Below are 25,538 nucleotides of genomic sequence, written 5' to 3' on the forward strand. Positions count from 1 at the left end.
CCTTCCTGCCGTGTGAATAAGGACATCACCGTGAACAGCACGCTCATCATCCTTTTGGTCGTTGCCGGCCTCCTCGCCCTCTACGCCATCCAGCTTTTCAACAGCCTCGTTGCCCGCCGCAATCAAATCAAGAATGCGTTCGCGCAACTCGAAGTACAGCTCAAGCGTCGCTACGACCTGATCCCCAATCTGGTGGCAACCGCCAAAGCCTACATGGCCCATGAGCGCGAGACGCTGGAAGCGGTGATTGCCGCGCGCAACAACGCGGTCGCAGGCCTGCAGGCCGCTCAGGCGCAGCCGAGCAATGCGCAGAACATCGTCCAGCTCGGCCAGGCTGACAGCGCGCTGAGCAATGCGATGGGCCGATTGAACGTGACGGTCGAAGCCTATCCGGATCTCAAGGCTTCGCTAAACATGCAGCAATTGAGCGAAGAGCTGAGCAGTACCGAGAACAAAGTCAGTTTTGCGCGTCAGGCTTACAACGATGCAGTGATGAGCTACAACACCCTAAAGCAGAGTTTCCCGGCTGCGCTGTTCGCCCCGCTGTTCGGCCATGCTGCCGATGCCTCGGTGCTGACGTTCGCCGACAGCGCCGCGATTCAGCAAGCGCCACAGGTTTCGTTCTGACCCCAGCCAACGGATGGCACCATGAATTTTTTCCAACAACAGCGCCAGGCCAAGCGCCGTACCCTGCTGCTTATTGTTCTGATGGCACTGGCCGTGCTGAGCCTGATTGCCGTTTCCTGCGTGTTGATGACGATTCCAGTGGAAGATGGCGACGGCAATGTTCTCTTCGATCTGGAGATGAGCCGGGAACTGATCGGATATGTGTCAGCGGTGGTGATCAGCGTCGTGCTGCTGGGCAGTACGGCGAAACATTCCGAGCTGTCCGCCGGCGGCAAAGTCATTGCCCGTGGCCTCAACGGCCGGCTGATCAACCATAACGCGCAGACCCTGGAAGAGCAGCGCCTGCTCAACGTCGTGGAAGAAATGGCCATCGCCTCAGGCACTGCCGTCCCTCCCGTCTATCTATTGCCAGAGCTGGGCATCAACGCCTTTGCCGCTGGCATGACGCCGCAAAACGCCGTGATCGGCGTGACTCAGGGCGCTATCAATCTGCTGACGCGCGAGGAGTTGCAAGGCGTCATTGCCCATGAGTTCAGCCACATCTACAACGGCGACATGCGCCTCAACACCCGGTTGATCGCAATCGTCCACGGCATCCTCGTGCTCGGGCTGACTGGAAGTTACATCCTGCGTGGCACCGACGCGGTGGGCAAAGAAGCCGCGCGCCGCAACAAGTTCGTCGCGTTCACCGCGCTGGTCGGTTTTGTCCTGTGTGTTGCGGGATTTGCCGGGTCGTATTTCGGCAATCTGATCAAGGCAGCGATCGGGCGGCAGCGCGAGTTCCTCGCTGACGCGACGGCTGTGCAATACACGCGCAACCCGCAAAGCATTGCCGGTGCTCTGAAGAAAATCGGAGGCTATGAACTGGGCGCAACGCTCAATGCCGCGCGTGCTGCCGAGTTCAGCCATCTGTATTTCGGTTCGGGCACGTCTTCGTTCGACCTGATGGCCTCGCATCCGGATTTGAGCGAGCGGATCCGCCGGGTCGATGCGCAATGGGATGGCAGCTTCGTGAAAATCGCCGCACCTGTTGTGGAGCCGCAGACCAAACCCGACCTGCCGATTTCGGATGCCTTTGGCGGCGTCCCGGCTGCCGCCATGGCAGTGCTTTACGATTTGAGTGCAGCACAGGCGTCCGTTGCGGCGATCGGCGCACCGCAGGCAGAGCATTTGAGTGAGGCACGCCGTGTACTCGGCGATATTCCGCAGGTTCTCAGAGAGGCTGCGCGCAGCGTCGACGGCGCCCAAGCGATCGTCTACGGGTTGTTGTTGTCACGCTCGGCGCCCGTACTGGGCATGCACCTCGATACACTGAGAGGGAGCGTCGACGATGCGGTATTCGAGCAACTGGAACTGCTGCAAAATCCGCTGTTATCGCTGCAGCCCGGGCTGCGTTTGCCGTTGCTCGATCTGGCAACGCCGAGCCTGCAACAACTCGGCAAAAGTTTCGCCAGAGTCGATGCCAACCTGATCGCGCTGATCGAAGCCGACAACGAAACCGAATTGCTTGAATGGACGCTGTTGCGCATCGTCGAGCGCAATGTGCTGGGCGCGGCACCAGTGCAGTTCAAGTTTGGCCTGTTCCAGTGCGCCGAAGAATTATTGGCGCTGCTGAGCGCGCTGGCCCGTGCCGGACAAAACGATCAAGCGGCGGCCGCGAAGGCACTGCAGTCTGCCTGGCACGGGCTTGCCTTCGAACAGCCGCAAGAGATACGCAAGGATCTCGAAGAGCTGATCGGCCTGGAAACCGCGCTCAATCGTCTGCGCCATCTCATGCCGGAAGAACGCCCCGCCCTCCTCAATGCGATGACTCGCTGCGTGATGCATGACGGCGTGATCACCGTGGCCGAAGCGGAATTGTTCCGGGCTGTCGCCGACCTACTGGATTGCCCGCTTCCGCCGTTTTTGAGTATCCCGGTGCAGGTAGGCAGCCGCGCAACTGAGGTTGCTCGCGAACAGGGCGCCGTGGCGGCTACGGCTTAGACCGACTTAAATCCGACAGCACTGGCGCCTGACATACAGCTATCGCGAGCAGGCTCGCTCCCACAAAGTCCCTGGCGGACGCTGATTCTCTGATCACCACCAATCCCCTGTGGGAGCGAGCCTGCTCGCGAATACGCCGGCACATCCGACATCGTTTCCATCCTGAGTGAAAGCCTTCGCGAGCCGGCTCGCTCCCACATATGCGCCAAGCACTGAAGCCATTGATCCGCTGCGCACATCAATCCATGCCAACAATGCAATTAACAGATTGTTACATCTGCGCCACCATCCGCCTCAATAAAAACCGTGCACCGCTTCTCCGTGGCGCACGTCATAAAAGCGGTGGAGTACTTTTCTATGACAGCCTCAATCCCTCACAACGGCTCGCGGGCCGGTGCCATTTTCCGGGTGACCTCGGGCAACTTCCTCGAACAGTTTGACTTCTTTCTGTTCGGTTTCTACGCCACGCAGATCGCAGCGGTGTTCTTTCCGGCGAGCAGTGAGTTCGCCTCCCTGATGATGACCTTTGCAGTGTTCGGCGCCGGTTTTCTGATGCGTCCGCTGGGCGCCATCGTGCTGGGTGCGTACATCGACGATGTCGGTCGTCGCAAAGGTCTGATCGTCACGCTGTCGATCATGGCCAGCGGCACGATATTGATCGTGCTCGTGCCCGGTTACGAAACGATTGGCCTGTTAGCACCGGCACTGGTGCTGGTCGGGCGGCTGCTGCAAGGCTTCTCGGCCGGCGCAGAACTCGGGGGCGTTTCGGTCTATCTGTCCGAGATCGCTACGCCGGGTCGCAAAGGCTTTTTCACGGCCTGGCAGTCGGCCAGTCAGCAAGTAGCGATCATTGTCGCCGCCGCACTGGGCTACGGATTAAATCAGTGGATGGCGCCCGAAGTCGTCGCCGATTGGGGCTGGCGTATTCCGTTTTTCATTGGTTGCATGATCGTTCCGTTCATCTTTTTCCTGCGGCGCAACCTGGCGGAAACCGAAGAGTTTGCTGCGCGCAAACACCGTCCGAGCATGGGCGAAGTGTTCCGCACCCTGGGGCAGAATTGGGGGGTGGTGCTCGGCGGCATGTTGATGGTTGCGCTGACCACCACGGCGTTTTACCTGATCACCGTATACGCGCCGACGTTCGGTAAAACCGTGCTGCACCTGAGCACGTCCGATGCGCTGCTGGTGACGCTGCTGGTCGGTGTGTCGAACTTCTTCTGGCTGCCGATCGGCGGCGCATTGTCTGACCGCATTGGACGTCGCCCGGTATTGATCGCCATGGCGTTGCTGGCGCTGGCCACCACTTACCCGGCGCTGTCTTTCCTGGTGCAGTCGCCCAGCTTCAGCCACATGCTGCTGTCGCTGTTGTGGCTGTCGTTCATCTACGGCTTGTACAACGGCGCGATGATTCCGGCGCTCACCGAGATCATGCCGGTGGAAGTGCGCGTGGCCGGTTTCTCCCTGGCCTACAGCCTGGCCACGGCGGTGTTCGGCGGTTTCACGCCGGCGATGTCGACCTTCCTGATCCAGTACACCGGTGACAAAGCCGCGCCGGGTTACTGGATGAGCATCGGTGCGCTGTGTGCGTTGTGCGCCACCCTTTATCTGTACCGCCGTGCCGGTGGTCGTCTGCAACCTGTCGCGGCCTGAGGAAAACTCGCCATGAAAAAATTCTTTACTGTCACCGCCCTGCTCGCCGGTCTCGCGTTCAACGTCGCCGCCCAGGCTGAAGAACTGAGCGTGATGACTTCCGGTGGTTTCACCGCTGCCTACAAGATTCTCGGTCCGAAATTCGCCGCTGCCACCGGTAACACCTTGACCACCAGCCTCGGTCCGTCGATGGGCAAGGCGCCGGAAGCGATCCCCAATCGCCTGGCGCGCGGTGAGCACGCCGACGTGGTGATCATGGTCGGCTACGCTCTCGACGAGCTGATCAGGCAAGGCAAGGTCGACCCGGCGTCCCGCGTCGAGCTGGCTGATTCACGCATTGGAATGGTGGTGCGTGAAGGCGCGCCGAAACCGGACATCAGCAGCGTCGACGGACTTAAGAAAACCCTGCTCGACGCGCAGTCAGTGGCCTACTCCGACAGCGCCAGCGGCGTGTACATCGAGCAGCAGCTGTTCAAGAAACTCGGTATCGAGGAACAGCTCAAGCCAAAGGCGAAGATGATTGCGAAGATTCCGGTCGGCTCGGTGGTTGCCACTGGCGACTATCAACTGGGTTTCCAGCAGGTCAGCGAGTTGCTGCCAGTACCGGGCGTGACCTTCGTGGCAAAAATTCCGGAATCGGTGCAATCGGTGACGCGCTTTGCCGCTGGCATCCCGGTCAAGGCCGAGCATCCGCAAGAAGCCAAAGCCCTGCTCGCCTACCTCGCCGCACCGGCCGCCCAGGCTGACGTGCAGGCCACCGGGCTGGATTCGGTCAAGCGCTGATCGTCGGCGGCTGGACGCGCATTTCCACGACCAGCCGCTCCAGTTCCAGTGCCGCCGGGGTCAACGTTCGATCCCGGCGCTTGATGATGCCGACGCTGCGCATCACCTGCGGTTCGGTCAGCGGTATCCGCGTCAGGATCGGATGATCCGGCCCGGGCATCGCCATCAACGGCACCGCCGCCACGCCCAGCCCCGCCTCCACAAGACCAATCATTGTCGTCACATGCCGCGTCTCGCAGATGCTCTGACGCTGCGGCGTCACCGCGCCCAAAGCCTGATCGAGCAGAAAGCGATTGCCGGAGGTTTTGTCCAGGGCGATGTAATCCTGCTGATAGAATTCCTCCCACGTCACGCTGCTGCGGCCGGCCAGGGGGTGGTCGCGCCGACAGGCAACAACGTAGCACTCCTGCACAAGCGGTTCGAACTCGACTTTGGCATCCTGCGTGCCGAGAAAACTCAGGCCGAAATCCGCCTCGCCATTGACCACCGCACTCAACACATCGTGGGCGCTGGAATCGAGGACTTTGACTTTGATCCGAGGGAATTGCTGGTGATAACGCGCGACCACGCGGGGCATGAAGTAGTACGCGGCCGAAGGCACACAGGCGACCGTGACGTGGCCCAGGCGCGTCGAGGCCACTTCGCTGATGCCGAGTAAAGCAATGTCCAGATCATCCAGCAGCCGCTCGACGCTGGGCATGAAGCCGCGCCCGGCCTGAGTCAGGCTGACCTTGCGCGTGGTGCGCTCGAACAGTTTGACCCCGAGGGCGTCTTCGAGCTTCTCGATGCGCCGGCTCAATGCCGGTTGCGACAGACGCACGGTGTCGGCGGCCTTGCGGAAACTGCCCTGCTCGACCACGGCGCGAAAGGCTTGCAGATCGTTCAGGTCGAAGTTGATGGCCATGGCGCTTCCGTGGATTGATTCGCTGGGGTTATAAATGTAACCAATTGATGCAAATTATTACAGGCCTGATAGAAGCTGCCCTTGTGGGAGCGAGCCTGCTCGCGAATGCGGGGCATCAGTCAATGCATAGGTGACTGACCCACCGCATTCGCGAGCAGGCTCGCTCCCACATTGGATCTCGAATGGTCTGGGGACCGCGTAACCCTTTATCCTTGTCACCCTCGCCGTACCCGTAGTCAGGAGTCTTTCCATGCCCCATGAAGGCAATTTGTTGCAAGCCGCTGTCGTGTTTCTGTTCGCGGCGGTGCTCACCGTGCCTTTGGCCAAACGTCTGCAACTGGGCGCTGTGCTCGGTTATCTGTTTGCCGGCGTGATCATCGGCCCCTCGGTGCTGGGCCTGATCGGCAACCCGCAGAGCGTTGCGCACATTTCGGAACTGGGCGTGGTCTTGCTGCTGTTCATCATCGGCCTCGAGTTGTCGCCGCGACGGTTGTGGGTGATGCGCAAATCGGTGTTTGGCGTCGGTCTGGCACAGGTGCTTCTGACCGCTTCGGTGATCGGCGTGCTGGCGCTGTCGGTGTTCGGCCAGCCGCTGAACAGCGCGATTGTGCTGGGCCTGGGTCTGGCGCTTTCCTCCACCGCGTTTGGTCTGCAGAGCCTCGCCGAACGCAAGGAACTGACCAGCCCCCACGGGCGGCTGGCGTTTGCGATTTTGCTGTTTCAGGACATCGCCGCGATCCCGTTGATCGCGCTGGTACCGATGCTCGCCGGCGTCGATCACCACACCAGCACCGCCGACGATATACGCCACAGTTTGCAGGTGCTCGGGGGCATCGCGGTGGTGGTGATCGGCGGGCGTTATCTGCTGCGTCCGGTGTTCCGCGTGGTGGCGAAAACCGGTCTGCCGGAAGTCTCGACGGCGACGGCGCTGCTGGTGGTGATCGGCACGGCGTGGTTGATGGATCTGGTCGGTGTCTCGATGGCGCTGGGGGCGTTTCTCGCCGGGCTGCTGCTGGCAGATTCGGAGTATCGCCATGAGCTGGAAGCACAGATCGAACCGTTCAAGGGCCTGCTGCTCGGGCTGTTTTTCATCAGCGTCGGCATGGGCGCCAACCTCAGTCTGCTGCTGACTGCGCCAATCACTGTATTGGGCCTGACGTTGCTGCTGATCGGTCTGAAGCTGCCGCTGCTGTTTGTCGTTGGACGCCTGGCTGGAGGGCTGAGCAAGATCAGCGCGATACGTCTGGGCATCGTCCTGGCCGCTGGCGGTGAGTTTGCTTTTGTGGTGTTCAAGATCGGCCGCGACCAGGGCCTGTTCGAACCGCGCCTGTACGATTTGCTGGTGCTGACCATCACCCTGTCAATGGCGCTGACGCCATTGTTGCTGCTGGCCTGCGCCCGCCTGGTCAGCCCGAAGGTGCAGCCGGTGGAAGTGCCGGAGAAATACCGCGAGATCGATACCGAAGCGCCACGTGTGGTGATTGCCGGAATGGGCCGGATGGGCCAGATCGTCGCGCGGATTCTGCGCGCGCAGAACATCAAGTTCGTCGCCCTTGATACCTCGGTGGAAACCATCGAACTGTCGCGCAGCTTCGGCGGCGTGCCGGTGTTCTATGGCGACCCGATGCGCCCGGAAATCCTCCACGCGGCAAAGGTCGGAGAGGCGGAATATTTCGTGATTGCAACGGATGATCCGGAGACCAACATCAAAACCGCTGAAGTGGTGCACAAGCTGTATCCGCACATGAAAATCATCGCCCGCGCGCGTAACCGTCAGCATGTGCATCGCTTGGTGGACGTCGGCGCGGAGGCTATTCGTGAGACGTACTATTCGAGCCTGGAAATGAGCCGGCGCACGCTGGTCGGCCTCGGTCTGACCCCAGCCCAGGCCGAGGCGCGGATCAAGCGCTTCAAGCACCACGACGAGCAGGTGCTGGAGGCGCAACACGCCATCTACGACGACGCCGCGAAAGTCCTGCAAACCGCCCAGGAAGCCCGGGCGGAACTGGCAAAACTGTTCGAGTCGGATCAGCTAGAAGAGGAAGCACGCAAGGCCTGAAAACTGCTCCCACAGGTGCCTGATTGTTTCCACGCTCCGCGTGGTAACACAGCCCGGGACGCTCCGCGTTCCAATTCACGAGCTGGAACGCGGAGCGTCCCTTGAGGCATTCCTTTGCTGCGCATGGGAACGATCATGTTGCCCTCGTCAGGCCGGTTCCGCTGCGAGTTGCTCCTTGACCGGCGCCACCGCAAACCGGTCCGCCAGAAACGGCGTGATATCCAGGGGCAACGGCTCCTCGTTCACCAGTTTGTCCAGCAGTACGCCGGTAATCGCCGAGGTCAAAATCCCTGTGCGAAAGTGCCCGCAGGCATTCAGATATCCCTGCACGCCCCGCATCGGCCCGAGGATCGGCAACTCATCCGGCGAGCCCGGTCGCAGGCCCGCCCAGGTGCGTTTGAGGTTGACGTGCGCAAGCTCCGGCAGGCAGCGCACCGCGCCCTGGACCAGTCCGGCAATTTCAGGGTAGGTGGTGGTGACGTCGAAACCTTTGTCTTCCGTGGTGCTGCCAATGAGAATTTCGCCGTTATCCTTTTGCGCCACGTAGCAGTCGCTGGTGGTCAGGCAACCGTTGAGGATCTTCGGCATGCGCTCGGTCAGCAGAATCTGCCCTTTTACCGGTTTGACCGGGATGCGAATGCCCGTCGCCCACTCGCTCAAGTCCGCCGCCCAGGCACCGCCGGCATTAATCAGCGTTTTGCAGTGGAACACACCCGCCTCGGCGGTCTGCACACCCGTCACGCGGGTGCCGTGGTGCAGCACGCCGGTGACGTTGGTATTGACGAAAATGTCCACGCCATTCTGCCGCGCGCCTTCCAGATAGGCATCGGCGAGGCGGAACGGGCTGACCTGATGGTCGCAGAGAAACTCCAGCGCGCCGCGCGCTTCGTGGCTGACGCTCGGTTCAGCCTCGCGCAATGCAGCCTGATCGAGCCAGCGCACCTGATCGGCCAGGTGCGCAATGCAGCCGACGATGTGTTTGGCGTAGAGCCGGTCTTCATCGTCATAAATCACGAACTTCAGCCCGGTTTTCTCGAACTTGAAATCCATGCCATGGTTCTCTTTCAGCTCACGGTGCAACGCCGGGTAAAGGGCGTTGGACTGCAAGGCAAAATCGAAGAACGATTCGGGCAAAATGTGCGGCGTACTGGCGTCCACCGCCACTGCGGCGCCCTGGGTTTCGCGCTTGCGGTCCGCCGACATCATGCGGAAAAAAATGACCCCGCAGCCGAGACCGACCGACTCGCCAATCGCCCACAAACCACCGGCCGAAGCGCGGGTCGCGTTACCGGGGCGCTTGGCGTCAATCAGTGCAACCTTGAGGTGTTTGCGTTTGGATAATTGGTAGGCGCAGGACGCGCCGATCACGCCGCCACCGGCGATGACCACATCGTAAAACTTACTCATGAGAAGCATCCTGCTTGCCGAAGGACCGGAAGGCGGAAAAGGGCACGGGATCAATCGGGAATCGCGGGCGCAGCCAACCGACATCCTGGCGTCCGGTGGCCTGACGCAGACGATCACTGCAGTAGCCGACGCACATCCGCCCCTGGCAATCGCCCATGCTCACGCGGGTGCGCATCTTCAGGCTGGCGATGTCTTGCACGCCCTGCTCCAGCGCCAGATCGATGTCGGCGCGGGTCGCGTGTTCGCAACGGCAAATAACGGTATCAGCGGCGGGCAAAGCGGTCTGGCCGCTACCGCGTTCGGTGTAGCGATCCACAGCGGCGCGGAAACGCACGATGGCTTTGAGTTTGCTCGCGTAGCGGTCACGGCGAACACGGGCCAGTTCGGCGTCCAGCACGCCGCGTTGCAGCAGGATGGAAGTCGCGGCGATCTTGCCGGCCAGCATCGCCGCTTCACCCCCTCGGATCCCGCCCATGTCGCCAGCCAGATGCACATGCGGCTCGTTGCTTTGCTGCCAGACATTGGCGTGGGCGCGCAGATAGCCGTCGTCGCTGAAGCCGTGATCGAGGCCCATCTGCTGACTTAATTGCGTGCGCGGAATGAAGCCGTAACCGACCGCGAGAGTCTGCGCTTCGTAACGCTCAATGCGCGATAGATCCGGCTCCCACGTTGCCGAATAAGGCGCGACGCTGACGCTTTTCAATTCGCCCTCGCCGTGGGCTTGCACCACGCCCCAGCCGTAATGCAAAGGGATGCCGTGCAATTTCAGATAAGCGAGCATGCTCAAGCCATCAAGAAACAGTTGCGGCTTGTTCAACAGCGCCAGGCTTTCGCGGGCGATCTTGCCGAACGCGCACGCTTCGTAAACGCCGGCAACGCGCACACCGCAAGCATGCAACTGTGTCGCCACCAGCGGCAGCAAAGGTCCGGTGCCGGCAATGATCACCGGCCCTTGCGGTTTGACCACCCCGCTCTTGATCTGCAGTTGCAGGCCGCCAAGCAACATCACCCCCGGCAGCGTCCAGCCGGGAAACGGCACACTGCGTTCATGACAACCGGCGGCGAGGAGCAATTGCGGGTAACCGATCTCGTGCAGCTGTTCGTCGCCGTCCAGCACGACCAATGCCCGAGTGCCTTCGGCGCCTACGACGCGATAGTTGAGCCGGACATCAATCAGACCGGAATGCGCCGCGAATTCGCCGTGCAACGTGCTCAGCGCCTCACCGTAGCGCGGCCCCAGATAGTCCAACCGCACGCCATCGCGCAGCGGTCCGCGATAAACCACGCCACCGAGGCGAGAAGCCTCTTCCAGCAACATGCAACGTACCCCGTGGCGCGCCAGTTCAATGGCTGCCGCCATGCCCGCCGGCCCGCCGCCGACAATCACCGGTTGCAGGTTCATACGACCTCCTGGCCGACGACACGATTGACCCGGGTTTCAATCTGCATGCCATCGCGCACCACGGTCTGGCACGCACGACGTTTGTGGCGACCGTTGATTTTCACCAGACAGCACTGACAAACGCCCATGCCGCAATAGGCGCCGCTGATCTTACCGTGGTCGTTGCGTGCGATCTGGCGCACGCCGAGGGACTGAATGACGCTGAGGACGGTTTCGCCGATGGCGGCGCTGACCGCTTGGCCGTTGATGTGCACGGTCATGTCCGCCTGCACCAAGGGCTGGATATCGAAGGATCTTTCCAGGTAGTTCATTACGATGTTCGTCCGTGAAGATTCAGTTGAGGTTGTGTCAGCTCCTTGCTGCACTACACCTCGTCGACGCATTTTTGCTCTGGTTTCAATGTCGACGCGGATACTTCGTCAGCGCAACAAGGTGCGCGAGAAGCACTGTAGTTCATACCTCAGCAAAGGCCTGGAGCATTTACGTTAGGCGATATCGCCCAGCGAAATATTGATCCAGGCCAGTGAAAATGGCGGGATACGTTTGATTTTCTTCTTGCCCAACGTATCCGTCCTTAAACCGGCAAAGCGGACCACCCGCTTCCTGCGCCGAATCTCGCCGCCGAGCCCCCAGAAAGCAAAACGCCGCTTCCACCCGAAGGTGAAAGCGGCCGAGGCGCAAGCCTCAATGGATCAGTGTACGAACAGGGCGATCAGGATGATGATCGGGATCGGCACGCCGAGGAAAAACAGCAGTAATGAGCGCATGGTGACTCTCCTTCTTAACGAACCGGAGTGGCAGTGGTGTAGGTGTCGACTTCAACGTACTCGACCGCATCGCGACGGCGACCGCCGAAGGTGGCTGCGAGGCTGGCGAAGAACGCACCGGCCAGCAGCGCAACGAACATCCACAGCGAGGTGTAGGCAGCGACTTTGGCAGCGGTGTCGGCGGCTTGTTGGGCCTTGAGCTTGGCGTCGGCAATGGCTTTCTGCGTGCTGGCGTAGATTTCATCGACACGACGTTCAGCGTCGGCCTGGGTCAGGTTGGTGCGTTGCGAGACCAGTTGTGCGAGGTAAGTACGGTCTTCTGCGCTGAGCTGACCGTTGGCCAGGCTCTGGGCGAAGATGCGAGTCACGGTGCCACGGGCGGCGTCATCGCTGACGGCGGCGGGACGATCGTCGCGAAACAAGCTGTCAACGAAGTAGCCGTACTGATCGCTGTCAGTGTTGGCCGCAGCAGCACCGGCCGTTTGGCTCATCGCACCGGCAGCGCCGCCGACGACGTTGGCGCCGGCCTGCACCCCGCCGCTGACGACGCTGCTGACCGAGCCGACGACCAGAACAGCGGTCACCAGCGTGGCTACGCACCAGGCCAGAAAACCGTGGGCGGTGTCGCGGAAGTAGACCTCGTCACCGTGCATGTTTGCCCATTTCACCCGCAGACGGCCGGCAATGTAGCCGCCCATGCCGGAAGCGATGATTTGCGTCGCCGCCAGCCAGACAATCGTCGAAATACCCAAGCCCTTGGCGCTAACGCCCTCTCCGGCCCACGGTGAAACAACCGAAAAACCCAGGCCGAAGCCGAGCAGCACCAGAATCATCGACAGTGCCGCAGCCGCCGCTGCACCGGCGAAAATCGCACCCCAGGACACGCCGGACATGCTGCTCGACTCTTCCAGGGCAGGATAATAGTCATCGGGGGATCTGTTCATTGTTGTAGTGCTCCAGGCATGAAAAATGGTGTTACAACTCGTCAGGTGAGGAATTGCAGCGACCGTGCCAGTCGCACTATTTAAATAAACCTATATTTTTCAAAGGATTAGAAAACTTGAACTTACTCCGGCCATGCAAATTGCAACAATGCCGCAAGCGCAGCGGGTTTTCTGCATTGACCAGGACGGCGAGACCCGATCAGTTTTGATTCGGCGATTGACGAAGATGAAAGTTAATTTAAAGCGTCGCGGCAAATTCTTGGCAAAATGCTGCCATTCCGTTTGATCAGCAGGCCTGCCTATGACTCGTATCTTGACCATCGAAGACGACGCCGTGACCGCGCGCGAAATCGTCGCCGAACTGAGCAGCCACGGGCTGGACGTCGACTGGGTCGACAATGGCCGCGAAGGCCTCGACCGTGCCGTCAGCGGCAACTACGACCTGATCACCCTTGACCGCATGTTGCCCGAGCTCGATGGACTGGCCATTGTCACCACGCTGCGCACCATGGGCGTAGCCACGCCGATTCTGATGATCAGCGCCCTCTCCGATGTCGATGAGCGCGTGCGTGGATTGCGGGCCGGCGGCGATGACTACCTGACCAAGCCGTTCGCCACCGACGAGATGGCCGCGCGGGTCGAAGTGTTGCTGCGCCGGCAGAACAGCGTCGCCACTCAAGCCACCACGCTGAAAGTCGCTGACCTGGAACTGGACCTGATCAGCCATGAGGCCCGGCGTGCCGGGCAGGTGCTGACGCTGCTGCCGACCGAATACAAATTGCTGGAGTTTCTGATGCGCAACAGCGGCCAGATTCTTTCGCGGATGATGATTTTTGAAGAAGTCTGGGGTTATCACTTCGATCCGGGCACTAACCTGATCGACGTGCACATCGGCCGTTTACGCAAGAAGATCGACGCCGCGGGCAACGTTCCGCTGATCCGCACGGTACGGGGCTCGGGCTATGTCATTGCCGAACCCGTCTGACGGCTGGCGCTCCTCCAGCAGCCGCTTGCTGGCGCTGTACAGTTCGCTGTTCGTGGCGTGGAGCGCGATCCTCATGGGGGTCATGTATTACGAGGTCTCCGGTTACCTCGACAAGCTCGCCAAACACTCGCTGATGCAGCGCCAGCACCTGTTCTCGCACTTTCGTGGCGAGCAACTGGAAGACGCCCTCGCAGCAAGCATGACCTTCGATATTCGCGGCATCGACGCTTACGGGCTGTTCGATGCGCAGGGCACCTACCTCGGCGGTGCGCTGCAGCAAATCCCGGAAGGCCTGCCGCTGGATGGCAAGATCCATATGCTCGCCGAATGCGCCGACTCCGACGACCCGACCCTGCCCAGCGACAGCTGCGATGCCGTGGCGACGCAAACCCGCGACGGCCGCTGGCTGGTGTTGCTGCGCGATAACGGCTCGCTGTTCGCGGTGACGCGGATCATTTTGCATGCGCTGTTCTGGGGGGTGTCGCTGACAATTCTTCCGGGTATCGCCGGATGGCATCTGCTGCGCCGCCGACCGCTACGGCGCATTCGTGCGATTCAGGACAGCGCCCAGGCCATCGTTGCCGGCGATCTGACGCATCGCTTGCCGCTGTCCAATCGCCGCGATGAATTGGACATGCTCGCCGCCATCGTCAACGCCATGCTGGAGCGCATCGAACGTTTGATGAACGAGGTCAAAGGCGTGTGCGACAACATCGCCCACGATTTGCGCACACCGCTGACCCGCTTGCGCGCGCAGTTGTATCGCATGCAGCAGCAGGCCGGCGAAGGCTCGCAGGAAGCGGCGCAACTGGATCTGGTGCTGGCGGAAGCCGACACGCTGATGGCGCGCTTTCGCGGTCTGTTGCGGATTTCCGAGCTGGAAGATCGCCAGCGCCGTTCCGGTTTTGTCGAACTCGACCCGGTGCCGTTGCTGGAAGAGTTGCATGCGTTCTATCTGCCCCTGGCCGAGGAAGGCGATCTGCGTTTCCAGTTGAACATGCCGGAGACGCTGCCGCCGCTCAATGGCGACCGCGCGCTGCTGTTTGAAGCGCTGGCGAACCTGTTAAGCAACTCGATCAAATTCACTCCGCCCGGCGGCACGGTGATGTTGCGCGGCGTAAATGCCGGCGGGCAAACGCGAATTGAAGTTCATGACTCCGGGCCAGGGATTCCCGAGGCTGAACGAGAGGCGGTGTTCCAGCGTTTCTACCGCACCGAAGGTGGCCAGCCGCAAAGTGGTTTTGGCTTGGGGCTGTCGATCGTCGCAGCGATTGTCAGCCTGCACGGGTACAGCCTGGAGGTTGGGAGCAGCGATCTGGGCGGGGCGAAACTGGTGCTCGATTGTCGGCAGAGTTTGATCACCCAGGCCTGACAACTGGGTGCAGTGTGGGAGCGAGCCCGCTCGCGAAGGTGTCAGGTCAGGCGATGTTTCTGGTGACTGATCCCTCGAGCAGGCTCGCTCCCACATTAGCCCGCATGCTCCAAAGGCACGGGTCAATCAATCAGGCTGGGTAGTTCGCCCGCAAGGCGTCGAGCCCGCCCTGATAGATTCCTTTGAACAACGCCACCACTTCTTCATCGCTCACGCCGACCGCGTTAAAGCGTCCAGACCACGTCACCCGCGCGCCCTGCCCTTGGGCTTCAACCTTGATTGTCGCCAGATAATCGCTGGCCGGAAACGGCGCCTCTTCGATCGAATAGCTGTAGGTTCTGCCAGCATTATCGAAGGTTTGCAGACGCTCGATCACCACGCCGCCGTCAGCGGTCTGCAGAGTCCGTACGCGACCGCCTTCGCTCAATTCACTTTGGGTAATCAACGGCAGCCAGTCCGGCAGCGTGTTGAAGCCGCCAATCAATTGCCAGACCTGATCGGCCGATGCCGGGATGTCGATGGTTGCGGATGCTGTAGGCATAAATAGTCCTCTTCAAAGATTCTGGATGTCGGTGACGTCACGGGGCGCGTCAGTTTGCTCGCAGCCGGAGCCAGCCGTCTGCATCGACCTTGACGCTGATCGCATCGTAACTGGCCAACGTCGCGTGCGCCGTTTCGACCGGGTGCTGGTGCGTGGTGGTGATGATCATCAGCGCCGCGCCTGCCGCTTCTGCCGCCTGAATGCCAACGGTAGCGTCTTCGAAAATAAGGCAGTCCGTCGGCTCCACGCCAAGCTTTTTCGCAGCCAGAAGGTAACCCGACGGATCGGGTTTACCGGCCTTCACATCTTCAGCCGTGATCATCACCGCGGGCTCGGGAATGCCGGCCGCGGCCATGCGCCGCAATGCCAGATCTCGCGGGGCCGATGTCACCATCGCCCAGCGGTCTTTGGGCAGACTGCCCAGAAACGCTGCCGCCGCCGGTATTTCGACGATGCCTTCTACATCGTTGATTTCCGCCGCAGTGATATACGCCGCTTGCTCCTCCGCATCCAAGCCCGGCAGGTTCAGCCGAGTGATGGTGTCGATGGCCCGCGCGCCATGGATGGTCGGCAAAAATGTCTCGACATCAACGCCGTGGCGTAATGCCCAAGCCGACCAGATGCGCTCGGCGGCGGCAATCGAGTTGAGGACGGTGCCGTCCATGTCGAACAGAAACGCGCCGAACGCGCGGTTGAAAAGCGGTGCGTGAGCAGACAAAAGATCACATCCTCTGACAAGTGGCCGGGCAGCATGGCCCGGCAATGTAGCATTTGTCAGTGCAACTGCGGTGCCTTGGATTTGAACGCATTTTCCACACAGTCGAGCAACTGACCGATCGCCCAGGGCTTCTTGATGAATGCCACCGGATGCTTGACCCCTGAGGTTTCCGGGGTCTCATAACCGGACATGACCATCACCGGTTTTTCCGGCCAGCGATCGCCGACCAGATTGGCCAGGTCGGCGCCGTTGAGCGTGCCGGGCATGGTGATGTCGGTCAACAGCAGCGCGACGTCAGCCGCATGCTCTTCCAGATACAGTGATGCGTCGTCGGCGCTGGTTTGCGGTTCAACCTTGAACCCTTCTTCCTGAAGAATTTCGCAGAGAAATTCCAGAATCAACGGATCGTCCTCGACAACCAGAATCAATCCGCCAGGAAGGTGCGCGCTCGACGTAGGTGTAGGGCACATGAACAGCACTCCCCCGAATTACATTTTCGAATAGCGGTTTGCATCCGCTGCTTATCTGGTATGAGCAGCGCGCCCTGCATAAATTCATTTTTGATACAGCTGTTTTCTACAAGCTGTTGTTTTTGGGTGCTATGAACCTGCTGGACAACCGATTTATGGTTAAAATGCCGGCCCTTTTGCTGGCCGATCCTGACTGATGAACCCTGAAGCCGTTGCCGTTCTCCACGCCCGTTTGCTGCCCGCACTCGCAGCGGCGCCAAGCGAAACCCGTCGGCTGTTCCATGGTCGTGGGCGCTGCTGGCCGGGGCTGGAGCAACTGACGGTGGACTGGCTGCAGGGCGTTGTGCTGGTGTCGCTGTTCAAAGAGCCGATGCCAGAGCAACTGCAGGATTTGAAGGATTCACTGCTGCAACTGGCCGCCTCACCTGAATGGCAACAAGCTGGCGCGCATACCCTGCTGATCCAGCATCGTTACCTGCCGCAAAGCACGGCCGAATGGCTGGTCGGCGATGAAATCGAGGAGATGACCATCGTTGAGGGCGGCTTGCAGTACCGCGTCGATCTCGGTCGCAAGCAGAACACCGGGCTGTTTCTCGACATGCGCTACGGCCGCAACTGGGTCCGCGAACAGGCCGCGGGCAAGCGTGTGTTGAACCTGTTCGCCTACACCTGCGGCTTTTCCGTAGCGGCAATCGAAGGTGGCGCCAGCCATGTGGTCAATCTCGACATGTCGCGCGCGGCGTTGAGCCGTGGTCGCGATAACCATCGCCTGAATGGCCATGACCTGAGCAAGGTCAGCTTTCTCGGGCACGACCTGTTCAAATCCTGGGGCAAGGTGATCAACAGCGGCCCTTACGATCTGGTGATCATCGACCCGCCGTCGTTCCAGAAAGGCAGCTTTCTGCTGACCAAGGATTATCAGCGCGTGCTGCGTCGATTGCCGGAGCTGTTGACTGCCCAAGGCACTGTGCTCGCGTGCATGAATGACCCGTCATTCGGGTCGGACTTTCTGATTGAAGGCGTAACCCAGGAAGCGCCGGGCCTGCGCTTCGAACAACGATTGGAAAATCCGCCAGAGTTTCCGGATGTTGATCCGGAGAGCGGCCTGAAAGCCCTGGTCTTCCAGCGCATCAGCTGACACACCAAAAATCCCTGTGGGAGCGAGCCTGCTCGCGATAGCGGTGTGTCAGTCGCCAAATTTATTTCTGACAGACCGCTATCGCGAGCAGGCTCACTCCTACAGGGGGGCTCAGCCTTCGGCGCGAATCGAGCGCCACGCCGCTTGCGCGAGGACTTCGCGATAGGCCATCGGACTGCCCTTCACCCGCCCTGCCAGCCAGGCCCGGCAATAACTGTCAGCCTGGCCTATGATCAGCGATGGCAACAGTTCGGCGGGCAAATCCTGAAGCTCGGCGGCACGGCCCGATCCTGCCAGCCATTGGCGCAGACGCAGATTGCGGGTCTTGTTGCGCTCGGCCAGCTCGTCCTTGAACGGACCTTTGGTCACGGCGAACCGCGCGTGATACTGAAAACGCGCCCACTGCGGCTGTTGCTCGACCCAATCGACGTAGCTGAACACCAGCGCCTGCACTCCTTCCTCAGTCGTTTCTGCAGCGTCCAGATACGCATCACGCAAACGCGCCTGATCTTCCAGCGCAGTGAAGAACAGCGCCGCGACCAACCCTTCCTTGTTGCCGAAATGGTGATAAATCGCACCGACGCTGGTGTCGCATTCGGCGCGAATCATCTCGATGGTGGTGGCCTCGATCCCCTGTTCATTGAACAGGCTCAGAGCCTTGCGAAAAATATCCCGCTTGAGTTCGGCGCGGCGGCCGGGGTAGCTGCGTTCCAGTAAATCTGCGGTGTCCATGCGGCTTCAGGCCTGAAAAAAGGGTTCGAGAAAGGCACGCGTCTGCCATGAAAAGTCGCGCCTAGGTTGACAGATTCGCCGCCAGCAGAATACCGTTCCGTTACAGAATATTATTCTGTTGCAGAACATCATTCTGCAAATCACCTATCCAGGGGTCTTACTCATGAGTCAATCGCTCAGCATGTTCAACAGCGTCGGTTCGGACGCATTCAGCAAAATGGCCTGCCAGTTCGCGCCCTATTTCAGCAGCATCAACCCGTTGATCACCGAGCTGCGCCCGAACGCAGCCACAGTGCAGGTGCCGTTCCGCAAGGAGATCACCAACCACCTCGGCACTGTGCACGCGATCGCCATGTGCAACGCGGCAGAACTGGCCGGCGGGATGATGACCGATGTGTCGATCCCGAGCGGCGCACGCTGGATTCCCAAGGGGATGACCGTGGAATACCTGGCCAAAGCCAAGACCGACGTAACTGCCGTGGCCAGCGCTGAAGGTGTGGATTGGCAAAGCGATGGCGACAAGATTGTGACCGTCGATATCCACGATACCGACGGCAAAAAAGTCTTCACCGCGCGCATCACGATGAACGTCAAACTCGGTTGAACTGCCAGCCACAAAAAAGCCCTTGCCGCGGAGTACGCAACAAGGGCTTTTCATGGCCAGCCGATCAGTGCACGATCAGGCGCTGACGGACAAATTCTTCAACGTGGCGACTGGTCTGATCCAGATGCCGGTCGCGCTGCTTTTCGGCGTCGAGCATCGCGCGTTTACCGTTTTTCTGCAGCAGGTAGGTATGAATCTGCTGCACCTCCAGTGAACGATAGATCGGCGTGGTGTCGATAAATCCGCGCAAGCCGTTGCTGCGATAATGCCGCGTGCTCATCAACACCTGCGTCTCGCGCTGGCCGATCACTTCGAAACCCAACGCCTCGAAATACGGCACCTTGCCGACGGTGCACGCCAGCTCCGCATGCGGATAGCGTCCGATCATCTCGGCCAGCATCGCCCGCGCCACCCCCTTGCGACGATGCCCTTCGCGCACTGCCATGTACGCCACACTGCACGCCTCCCAATCACCTTGCACCGGCAAATACAGCAAAAACCCGATGACCAGCTCGGGATCGTCATCGTCGGTGGCCACCAGCAATTCCACCTCGGTACCCTTCTGGCCATTCAATGCTTCCAGATACAGATGCACCTCATAACCGACCGCATACTGATAAACGTTGTACAGCAGATTGCTCGGGCCAAGGCCGACCGCACTGATGTCGGTCAGGTAGTCGACGACCATTTGCAGGATCTGACTGTTGACGCTTTCGGGGCATGGGGCTGTGTAATGGGTGATGCGTGGCATGGGCAAACTCCGGCGGTAAAAAACGTTGCCGATGATCTGAGCCGTCGACGAACCGCGACATCATACCGTGCCGGCGTCGATAGCCGTTTAAAGATCCCTTGCCGAAGAGTTCTGTTGAACTGTCACTGTTGCGGCGCCACCACTCTGAATTTGATGTTGATGTCTTTGGACACCACGCTGTCCGCCCACTCCCCCGCGCCGAGGCCAAACTCGTCGCGTTTGAGCACCAGCTCGCCGTCGAAAATGCCGATGGCGTTGTCCGGTTTCAATTCCACCGGTACATCAACTTCGCGGGTGATGCCCTTCAGGGTCAGTTGGCCGGCAATCTGGTAACGGTGCTCCGAGACCTGGGTGAAACGGCTGGATTCGAACACGGCGAGCGGGAATTTTTTGGTGTCGAACCAGGCCGGTTTTACCAGTTCGGTATTGGCGTCATCGCTGCCGGCGTCGATGCTGCCGAGGTCGATATGCAGCGTGGTGCGGGCCTTGGCGAGGTTGTCGGTGTCGAAGTCCAGCGTCGCCTCGAACTTGCCAAAGGTGCCGTACATCCGCGAGCCCATCTGGTTGTAGGTGAAGCTGATCTGGCTCGCGCCGGTGTTGACGCGAGTGTATACGGCAGCATGCGCGCTGGGCACGATGCAGAAAGCACACACGGCAGCCAGCAGCAATCGCATCGACATGAAACTCTCCGGGCGGCGCGTGCCGTCGAGGGCCTGGATTGACTTAAGCAAACAACACGCTGTTACGCCAACGCTAAATCAGCCGCTCGATCTTCTGATGCTTCCAGACCAGCTTGTAATAGAGAGACTGCAACGCCAGCATCCCCAGGTAGGCAACCGGGAACGCCATCCACACCCCCTGCAGACCGAACTGCCCGTCCAGCCAATACGCCGCCGGCAACTGCACGCCGACGACGCAAACAATCGAAATAAACACCGGCACCAGCACTGTGCCGCTGGCCCGCATGATCCCGCCGATGATTGCCTGGAACCCGAACACCAACAGGCTCCACAGCATGATGTGCAGCAGATGTTCGGCCATCGCCCGGGTCGAATCTTCAGTCAGGAACAATCCCAGCAACCAGTGCGACAACAGGTAACCCAGCACAATCAGGCCGCCGGTCAGGCAGATGTTGATCAGCAGGCCGGTGCGCAGAATCGGCCCCATGCGTTCCAGATGCCCGGCGCCAATGGCTTGTGCACCCAGAATCGATGCGGTGATTGCAATCGACAATGCCGGAAATTGAACATAGTTGACGATCTGCGTCACCGCACCATACGCCGCCGTCGCCTGCGAGCCGTGTTGGTTGACCAGTGCCAGAATCACCAGCTCCGATAACGACAGCACGATCATCTGTACACCGGTCGGCAGGCCGATGCGCAAGACCTTGCCGAGGATTACCCGATCCAGTCGCAGCGCGGCGAAGAACTCACGATCAGGCGCCAGCGGATGGCCTTTGCGGATCAGCCGCCACGCGAGCCACGCCATCGCCGACAGATTACCGGCCAGCCCGGCATACGCAGCGCTCTGAATGCCCAATGGCGGCAAGCCCAGCCAGCCGCGAATCAATGCCGGCGTCAGCGCCAGCCCCACGGCGGTCGATACGATCAGTGCCAGCAGCGGTGACAGCGTATCGCTCACCCCGCGCAACAACTGGGTGAACAGCACGAAGACCAGCAGGGACGGCAGAATCCACAGCATTACGTGGGCATAGGCCACCGCATCGTCGAGTACATCCGCAGGCGTCCCCAGCCCCGTCAACGCCTGACGCGCGAATACACTGCCCAGCACGGCGGCCGCCAGTCCAATCAAACCCCCCAGCAGCAACGTCGCTCCGGCAATCGCCTTGACCCTGTGGCTTTCACGCGCGCCCCACGCCTGCCCGATCAGCACGCCCGCGCCGGCGCCGAGGCCGATGACCAGGGCGATGAAAAAGAACACGACGGGAAACATGCCGGACACCGCCGCCAACGCCTGGGTGCCGAGCATCTGGCCGATGTAGATGCTGTTGACCGTGCCCGACATCGATTGCAGGAAATTGGACAACACCATCGGTGCGAGAAACAGCAGATAGGTTTGCCAGAGAGGCTTGGCGAAGGTGGCGCTTTGCATTGAATAGAGGTCCATCTCGACGGCGGGCGGCCTGATTGAGGATAGCTTCGGTGAGTTGCGTACAGGGCGCAATCAACATTTTTAATCGGCGTTGATCATCTGTTTTGGCATTTGTGTAAATGCCCGGGATCGCTTTGTGTCAGTGTGCGGCTGTGGTAAATCACGGTTATCCCAACACGTACTTTGAGGCTCGGCGCATGCGCAACGTTGCAAATATTCTGGTCAGTACGCTTCTCGTTCTGTTCGCCGCCTGCACCCAGGCGGCCTCACCTGCAGCGGCGGCAGATGCCTTGAAACCGTTACTCGCAACCCTGAATGAGCGCCTGAACATCGGTGATCTGGTTGCGCTGACCAAATGGGACAGCGGCAAACCGATCCAGGACACCCCGCGTGAGACGCAGGTCATTGCCAATGCCCGCACGCTGGCCACCGAATACAAGCTCGATCCGAACGACGTTGAACAATTGATCGCCGCGCAAATGGAGGCCAACAAACTGGTGCAGTACGGTTTGCTCGCGCAATGGCAAGCGGCAGGTGCTGCGCCTGATACGCCGCGCCCCGACCTGGGCGGACAAATCCGACCGCGGCTGGATGAGCTGCAAAAGCGTCTGTTGCAGCAATACGCCCGATTCTCGCCCTATCGCCAGGAACCGGATTGCCCGGCCTGGCTTGCAAGCGCACGCAAGGACCTGGCCTCTGATGCGCTGCATGAACTGGCGCTGATCCGGGCCAGCGGCGAGTTGTGCATTCGGGCGAAAGCCGCCTGAATCAGGGGTCTGAGCAAACATCATCAGCGTCGATGTTCACCATCACGTCAATGAAGTTCTCATAAAAACTGCACGGCGTAACATCGGCTCCAGACAAACCAACAATACCCTGGAGCACACGATCATGAAACGCCAAACCCTTCTCAGCATCGCTTTTTCGGTTTTCGCAGTGAACGCTTTTGCCGCAACGCCCGCTCACAATCTGGTCGCTGAAGGCGGCTCGGACAAGCTGATCGAAAGCCGCTTGGCTGAAGGCGGTTCCGATCGTCTGATCGAACGCCGTGTTGCCGAAGGTGGCTCCGATCGTCTGATCGAACGCCGTGTTGCCGAAGGTGGCTCCGATCGTCTGATCGAACGCCGTGTTGCCGAAGGTGGCTCCGATCGTCTGATCGAACGCCGTGTTGCCGAAGGTGGCTCCGATCGTCTGATCGAACGCCGTGTTGCCGAAGGTGGCTCCGATCGTCTGATCGAACGCCGTGTTGCCGAAGGTGGCTCCGATCGTCTGATCGAACGCCGTGTTGCCGAAGGTGGCTCCGATCGTCTGATCGAACGCCGCGTCGCATGAATCAATCGTTCTAACGCAATACCCATGAAAAAGCCCGGCCTGATCAGCCGGGCTTTTTTGCATTCAGCCGTCGCTTATTGCGCGGTTTTCAGCTTGACCACGTCACCGGAGATGGTGGTGGTGTAACCCGTCAGGGCCCAGGCCCAGAACCAGTTTTCCTGCACTTGGGTGTTGATCATCGCATCGCCACCCTTGGCCTTGATGGCGGCGTCTTGCGCGCGAACAAAACGGCTGTTCTGGCGGATCGGGATGATGCCGAACAGCAGCAGGCCGGTGGCCGATGCTTCGCTGTGGCCAACCACGGTGTATTGGTTGCTGTCGTAATGTGCGGATTTCATCGGGGCGCCGGTGCAACCTGCCAGGACCACACCGAACAGTGCGGCGGCGACTACTTTGCTGAGGTATTTCACAAAAAACTCCATGAGGAAACGCCCGGGATCCATCTCTCGGGCGGCGCGTACTTTAGCGAAAATGATGGCCAATTGGTATCTAGCGTCGTTCATTTCTATGAACCCGTTCGCTGGCCGACCATCGGTGATGTCGCATACCATGGCGCCACTTCAATAAAAACAGACACCTGCCCCCATGTTCAAAGCCAGCCTGCGTAGCCATCTCACCCTGTGGTTTGGCGGTTTGTCCCTGCTGACGCTATTGAGCGTGGGCTTTTATTTCGGTCACATCGCCACCGAACAGATGAAACAGGCCAGTGGCAATGCCTTGCTGAACACAGCTCGCGCGGCGGCGACTTTGTTGGGCGAACAGCTGCGCGAACGACAGCTGGAGGTTTATCTGCTCAGTCGCGCGCCGCATCTGGAGCGTGGCGATCTGGATAACCCGAACATCCTCAAATCAATGCAACTGCGCACGCAGGCGCGCACCGAATATGCCTGGATGGGCGTGACCGATGCCGAGGGGCAAGTCCATCAAGCCGTGAATAATTTGCTGGTTGGGCAATCGGTACAGAAACGCCCCTGGTTTCAGGTCGGCCTGCGCCGGCAATACACGGGCGACCCACACGAAGCCGTGTTGCTGGCCAAATTGTTGCCGGGCCTGCCCAACGGCGAGCCACTGCGCTTCATTGATTTTGCCGCACCCATTCATAACGCCGAAGGAAAGGTCATTGGCGTGCTGGGCGCGCATGCGCACTGGAGTTGGGTGACGCGCATTGTCGAGTCGGCGGCGTTTTCCCATAAAAACTCGGCGCCGGATATCCAGGCACTCATCGTAGATCACGACGGCAAGGTGCTCTACCCCGAAGCACTGATGGGGCAGCAAATGGCCGTCAATGATTCGGTAACGCCTGGCTGGACAACGGGTAACGGTTATCTGACCAGCATGGTCAGCGTGCCGACGCCATCGGGTACGGCGCTGTCATGGTCGATTGCCATACGCCAACCACTGGAGACGGCCCTGCAGCCGGCGCGTCTGCTGCAATATGAATTGTTGTTACTGGGCGTATTCGCCGCTGTGGTGTTCGGCCTCGTGGCTTATTACCTGGCGCTGTACCTGAGCCGCCCGATCGAGCAACTCGCACGCTCGGCCAAACAGGTGCAAAACAACCAGCCCGGCGCGCGATTCCAGCTCCAGCATCCTGTGCTTGAAATTGCGCAGCTCGGCCAGTCCATCGATGCCATGACACAATCGTTGCTGAGAAAGGAACGCGAACTTCAGGAGGCGAACGCCTCGCTGGAAGCCACCGTGGCGCAACGCACCGCTGCGCTCACCCAGGCCAATGCCGAACTGTTGAGTCTGGCGACGCACGATGGTTTGACCGGCGTGTACAACCGCCGGCGGTTTGACGAAAAAATCGCTGAATATTCACTGCTGTCCCGGCGCACCGGGCGCCCCTTTGCCCTGTTGCTGATCGACGCTGACCACTTCAAACGCATCAATGACACCCATGGCCATGCGGTTGGCGATGACGTGCTGCAACAATTGGCACAACTGATTCAGCGCAACGTGCGCACCACCGATTTTGTCGCGCGTTACGGCGGCGAAGAATTTGCCGTGCTGCTGCCGGAAGTGGCGCATCCCGACACCCCCGAAGTCGTGGCCGAGAAAATTCGTGCGGCGGTCGCCCAAGCGCATTTCCAGGGTGTCGGGCAGGTCACGGTCAGCATTGGTCTCGGTCTGGCCGACCCGGCAGACAACAACCATACAGCGCTGATCAAACGCTCCGATCAACAGTTGTATCAGGCCAAAGCGGCAGGGCGTAACCAGGTGGCTTGCCACGCTCATTGACACATCAGAACCCTGT

General features: G+C 60.3%; 26 protein-coding genes. 13 read left to right on the forward strand and 13 right to left on the reverse strand.

Going from position 1 to position 25,538, the window contains the following annotated elements; translation table 11 throughout:
• The first annotated feature begins 30 nt into the window (after positions 1 to 30).
• From HU727_RS22910 to HU727_RS22925, 4 genes are all read left to right on the forward strand, one after another.
• Complete coding sequence (locus HU727_RS22910; RefSeq protein ID WP_437180433.1) at positions 31 to 627, forward strand: LemA family protein; 597 nt, start codon at positions 31 to 33, stop codon at positions 625 to 627.
• Between the two features lie 21 nt (positions 628 to 648).
• Entirely contained in the window at positions 649 to 2,610 is a 1,962-nt protein-coding gene (locus tag HU727_RS22915; RefSeq protein WP_186533874.1) for a M48 family metallopeptidase, read from the forward strand.
• A gap of 357 nt (positions 2,611 to 2,967) precedes the next feature.
• A complete protein-coding gene (locus HU727_RS22920; protein WP_186533873.1) occupies positions 2,968 to 4,260 on the forward strand; it encodes an MFS transporter in 1,293 nt (430 codons plus the stop codon).
• Between the two features lie 12 nt (positions 4,261 to 4,272).
• Positions 4,273 to 5,043 (forward strand): substrate-binding domain-containing protein, encoded by a 771-nt coding sequence (locus HU727_RS22925; protein WP_186533872.1) that lies wholly within the window; start codon positions 4,273 to 4,275, stop codon positions 5,041 to 5,043.
• Here HU727_RS22925 and HU727_RS22930 read toward each other — a convergent pair.
• Positions 5,033 to 5,947, reverse strand: coding sequence for a LysR family transcriptional regulator (locus tag HU727_RS22930; RefSeq protein WP_186533871.1), 915 nt, complete (start codon positions 5,945 to 5,947; stop codon positions 5,033 to 5,035). The two genes, HU727_RS22925 and HU727_RS22930, sit on opposite strands and share 11 nt — an antisense overlap.
• 250 nt (positions 5,948 to 6,197) lie before the next feature.
• Here HU727_RS22930 and HU727_RS22935 point away from each other — a divergent pair, with 250 nt between their 5' ends.
• A complete protein-coding gene (locus HU727_RS22935) occupies positions 6,198 to 8,006 on the forward strand; it encodes a monovalent cation:proton antiporter-2 (CPA2) family protein (RefSeq protein ID WP_186533870.1) in 1,809 nt (602 codons plus the stop codon).
• A gap of 147 nt (positions 8,007 to 8,153) precedes the next feature.
• Here the strand turns inward: HU727_RS22935 and hcnC are convergent, their stop codons facing one another.
• The 4 genes from hcnC to HU727_RS22955 form a co-directional block, all read right to left on the reverse strand.
• The gene (gene hcnC / locus HU727_RS22940) at positions 8,154 to 9,413 is read right to left on the reverse strand and encodes a cyanide-forming glycine dehydrogenase subunit HcnC (protein ID WP_186533869.1); all 1,260 of its coding nucleotides are present in this window, start codon (positions 9,411 to 9,413) and stop codon (positions 8,154 to 8,156) included.
• Positions 9,406 to 10,815 carry a cyanide-forming glycine dehydrogenase subunit HcnB gene (gene hcnB / locus HU727_RS22945; protein ID WP_186533868.1) on the reverse strand — a complete coding sequence of 470 codons (1,410 nt, stop codon included), beginning with the start codon at positions 10,813 to 10,815 and terminating at the stop codon, positions 9,406 to 9,408. Before hcnB ends, hcnC begins: the two co-directional genes overlap by 8 nt.
• Entirely contained in the window at positions 10,812 to 11,126 is a 315-nt protein-coding gene (locus HU727_RS22950) for a (2Fe-2S)-binding protein (protein WP_186533867.1), read from the reverse strand. The genes hcnB and HU727_RS22950 overlap by 4 nt, the downstream gene beginning before the upstream one ends.
• Before the next feature lie 470 nt (positions 11,127 to 11,596).
• Positions 11,597 to 12,526 (reverse strand): hypothetical protein, encoded by a 930-nt coding sequence (locus HU727_RS22955; RefSeq protein ID WP_186533866.1) that lies wholly within the window; start codon positions 12,524 to 12,526, stop codon positions 11,597 to 11,599.
• A gap of 301 nt (positions 12,527 to 12,827) precedes the next feature.
• On the opposite strand from HU727_RS22955, the gene HU727_RS22960 reads away from it, so the two are divergent.
• On the forward strand, positions 12,828 to 13,511 hold the full coding sequence (locus tag HU727_RS22960) for a response regulator transcription factor (protein WP_039762250.1): 684 nt from the start codon (positions 12,828 to 12,830) through the stop codon (positions 13,509 to 13,511).
• Positions 13,489 to 14,883 carry a sensor histidine kinase gene (locus HU727_RS22965; RefSeq protein ID WP_186533865.1) on the forward strand — a complete coding sequence of 465 codons (1,395 nt, stop codon included), beginning with the start codon at positions 13,489 to 13,491 and terminating at the stop codon, positions 14,881 to 14,883. The genes HU727_RS22960 and HU727_RS22965 overlap by 23 nt, the downstream gene beginning before the upstream one ends.
• Before the next feature lie 130 nt (positions 14,884 to 15,013).
• Here the strand turns inward: HU727_RS22965 and HU727_RS22970 are convergent, their stop codons facing one another.
• From HU727_RS22970 to HU727_RS22980, 3 genes are read right to left on the reverse strand one after another with little or no spacing between them, the layout of a single operon-like run.
• The gene (locus tag HU727_RS22970) at positions 15,014 to 15,424 is read right to left on the reverse strand and encodes an SRPBCC family protein (RefSeq protein ID WP_186533864.1); all 411 of its coding nucleotides are present in this window, start codon (positions 15,422 to 15,424) and stop codon (positions 15,014 to 15,016) included.
• A gap of 49 nt (positions 15,425 to 15,473) precedes the next feature.
• Positions 15,474 to 16,142, reverse strand: coding sequence for an HAD-IA family hydrolase (locus HU727_RS22975; protein ID WP_186533863.1), 669 nt, complete (start codon positions 16,140 to 16,142; stop codon positions 15,474 to 15,476).
• Positions 16,143 to 16,198: 56 nt separating this feature from the next.
• Entirely contained in the window at positions 16,199 to 16,612 is a 414-nt protein-coding gene (locus tag HU727_RS22980; RefSeq protein WP_186533862.1) for a response regulator, read from the reverse strand.
• A 38-nt stretch (positions 16,613 to 16,650) separates the two neighbouring features.
• Between HU727_RS22980 and HU727_RS22985 the strand changes: the two genes are divergently transcribed.
• On the forward strand, positions 16,651 to 16,809 hold the full coding sequence (locus HU727_RS22985) for a hypothetical protein (protein WP_186533861.1): 159 nt from the start codon (positions 16,651 to 16,653) through the stop codon (positions 16,807 to 16,809).
• Positions 16,809 to 17,750: a class I SAM-dependent methyltransferase gene (locus HU727_RS22990; protein WP_186533860.1), complete on the forward strand. Its 942-nt coding sequence runs from the start codon at positions 16,809 to 16,811 to the stop codon at positions 17,748 to 17,750. Before HU727_RS22985 ends, HU727_RS22990 begins: the two co-directional genes overlap by 1 nt.
• A 111-nt stretch (positions 17,751 to 17,861) precedes the next feature.
• Here the strand turns inward: HU727_RS22990 and HU727_RS22995 are convergent, their stop codons facing one another.
• A complete protein-coding gene (locus HU727_RS22995) occupies positions 17,862 to 18,482 on the reverse strand; it encodes a TetR/AcrR family transcriptional regulator (protein ID WP_186533859.1) in 621 nt (206 codons plus the stop codon).
• A gap of 163 nt (positions 18,483 to 18,645) precedes the next feature.
• Between HU727_RS22995 and HU727_RS23000 the strand changes: the two genes are divergently transcribed.
• Positions 18,646 to 19,086, forward strand: a complete 441-nt coding sequence (locus HU727_RS23000) for a hotdog fold domain-containing protein (protein ID WP_186533858.1) — start codon at positions 18,646 to 18,648, stop codon at positions 19,084 to 19,086.
• A 64-nt stretch (positions 19,087 to 19,150) separates the two neighbouring features.
• Here HU727_RS23000 and HU727_RS23005 read toward each other — a convergent pair whose 3' ends face one another.
• From HU727_RS23005 to HU727_RS23015, 3 genes are all read right to left on the reverse strand, one after another.
• Positions 19,151 to 19,837, reverse strand: a complete 687-nt coding sequence (locus HU727_RS23005; protein WP_186533857.1) for a GNAT family N-acetyltransferase — start codon at positions 19,835 to 19,837, stop codon at positions 19,151 to 19,153.
• Positions 19,838 to 19,959: 122 nt separating this feature from the next.
• Positions 19,960 to 20,517, reverse strand: coding sequence for a YceI family protein (locus HU727_RS23010; RefSeq protein ID WP_186533856.1), 558 nt, complete (start codon positions 20,515 to 20,517; stop codon positions 19,960 to 19,962).
• 73 nt (positions 20,518 to 20,590) lie between these two features.
• Positions 20,591 to 21,949, reverse strand: coding sequence for an MATE family efflux transporter (locus HU727_RS23015; RefSeq protein WP_186533855.1), 1,359 nt, complete (start codon positions 21,947 to 21,949; stop codon positions 20,591 to 20,593).
• Positions 21,950 to 22,146: 197 nt separating this feature from the next.
• Between HU727_RS23015 and HU727_RS23020 the strand changes: the two genes are divergently transcribed.
• Both HU727_RS23020 and HU727_RS23025 read left to right on the forward strand, forming a co-directional pair.
• Positions 22,147 to 22,716, forward strand: a complete 570-nt coding sequence (locus HU727_RS23020) for a chorismate mutase (protein WP_186533854.1) — start codon at positions 22,147 to 22,149, stop codon at positions 22,714 to 22,716.
• Positions 22,717 to 22,840: 124 nt separating this feature from the next.
• Complete coding sequence (locus HU727_RS23025) at positions 22,841 to 23,281, forward strand: phage infection protein (protein ID WP_217847143.1); 441 nt, start codon at positions 22,841 to 22,843, stop codon at positions 23,279 to 23,281.
• A 74-nt stretch (positions 23,282 to 23,355) separates the two neighbouring features.
• Here HU727_RS23025 and HU727_RS23030 read toward each other — a convergent pair whose 3' ends face one another.
• Entirely contained in the window at positions 23,356 to 23,691 is a 336-nt protein-coding gene (locus tag HU727_RS23030) for a hypothetical protein (protein WP_186534362.1), read from the reverse strand.
• A 175-nt stretch (positions 23,692 to 23,866) separates the two neighbouring features.
• Here HU727_RS23030 and HU727_RS23035 point away from each other — a divergent pair, with 175 nt between their 5' ends.
• Positions 23,867 to 25,522, forward strand: coding sequence for a sensor domain-containing diguanylate cyclase (locus HU727_RS23035; protein WP_186534361.1), 1,656 nt, complete (start codon positions 23,867 to 23,869; stop codon positions 25,520 to 25,522).
• Positions 25,523 to 25,538 lie beyond the last annotated feature (16 nt).

Source organism: Pseudomonas khorasanensis, from assembly GCF_014268505.2.
In the GTDB taxonomy this organism is placed as follows: Bacteria; Pseudomonadota; Gammaproteobacteria; order Pseudomonadales; family Pseudomonadaceae; genus Aquipseudomonas; species Aquipseudomonas khorasanensis.

Bases quoted from the DNA above. Each gene is read 5' to 3' on its own strand.
- HU727_RS22935 (WP_186533870.1), top strand. From the start codon at position 6,198: ATGCCCCATGAAGGCAATTTGTTGCAAGCCGCTGTCGTGTTTCTGTTC.
- HU727_RS23015 (WP_186533855.1), bottom strand. From the start codon at position 21,949: ATGCAAAGCGCCACCTTCGCCAAGCCTCTCTGGCAAACCTATCTGCTG.
- HU727_RS22970 (WP_186533864.1), bottom strand. From the start codon at position 15,424: ATGCCTACAGCATCCGCAACCATCGACATCCCGGCATCGGCCGATCAG.
- HU727_RS22955 (WP_186533866.1), bottom strand. From the start codon at position 12,526: ATGAACAGATCCCCCGATGACTATTATCCTGCCCTGGAAGAGTCGAGC.
- HU727_RS23000 (WP_186533858.1), top strand. From the start codon at position 18,646: ATGAGTCAATCGCTCAGCATGTTCAACAGCGTCGGTTCGGACGCATTC.
- HU727_RS22925 (WP_186533872.1), top strand. From the start codon at position 4,273: ATGAAAAAATTCTTTACTGTCACCGCCCTGCTCGCCGGTCTCGCGTTC.
- HU727_RS22960 (WP_039762250.1), top strand. From the start codon at position 12,828: ATGACTCGTATCTTGACCATCGAAGACGACGCCGTGACCGCGCGCGAA.
- hcnC (WP_186533869.1), bottom strand. From the start codon at position 9,413: ATGAGTAAGTTTTACGATGTGGTCATCGCCGGTGGCGGCGTGATCGGC.
- HU727_RS23025 (WP_217847143.1), top strand. From the start codon at position 22,841: ATGAAACGCCAAACCCTTCTCAGCATCGCTTTTTCGGTTTTCGCAGTG.
- HU727_RS22920 (WP_186533873.1), top strand. From the start codon at position 2,968: ATGACAGCCTCAATCCCTCACAACGGCTCGCGGGCCGGTGCCATTTTC.
- HU727_RS22915 (WP_186533874.1), top strand. From the start codon at position 649: ATGAATTTTTTCCAACAACAGCGCCAGGCCAAGCGCCGTACCCTGCTG.
- HU727_RS22950 (WP_186533867.1), bottom strand. From the start codon at position 11,126: ATGAACTACCTGGAAAGATCCTTCGATATCCAGCCCTTGGTGCAGGCG.
- HU727_RS22965 (WP_186533865.1), top strand. From the start codon at position 13,489: ATGTCATTGCCGAACCCGTCTGACGGCTGGCGCTCCTCCAGCAGCCGC.
- HU727_RS22990 (WP_186533860.1), top strand. From the start codon at position 16,809: ATGAACCCTGAAGCCGTTGCCGTTCTCCACGCCCGTTTGCTGCCCGCA.
- HU727_RS23005 (WP_186533857.1), bottom strand. From the start codon at position 19,837: ATGCCACGCATCACCCATTACACAGCCCCATGCCCCGAAAGCGTCAAC.
- HU727_RS22930 (WP_186533871.1), bottom strand. From the start codon at position 5,947: ATGGCCATCAACTTCGACCTGAACGATCTGCAAGCCTTTCGCGCCGTG.
- HU727_RS23010 (WP_186533856.1), bottom strand. From the start codon at position 20,517: ATGTCGATGCGATTGCTGCTGGCTGCCGTGTGTGCTTTCTGCATCGTG.
- hcnB (WP_186533868.1), bottom strand. From the start codon at position 10,815: ATGAACCTGCAACCGGTGATTGTCGGCGGCGGGCCGGCGGGCATGGCG.
- HU727_RS22995 (WP_186533859.1), bottom strand. From the start codon at position 18,482: ATGGACACCGCAGATTTACTGGAACGCAGCTACCCCGGCCGCCGCGCC.
- HU727_RS22980 (WP_186533862.1), bottom strand. From the start codon at position 16,612: ATGTGCCCTACACCTACGTCGAGCGCGCACCTTCCTGGCGGATTGATT.
- HU727_RS23020 (WP_186533854.1), top strand. From the start codon at position 22,147: ATGCGCAACGTTGCAAATATTCTGGTCAGTACGCTTCTCGTTCTGTTC.
- HU727_RS23035 (WP_186534361.1), top strand. From the start codon at position 23,867: ATGTTCAAAGCCAGCCTGCGTAGCCATCTCACCCTGTGGTTTGGCGGT.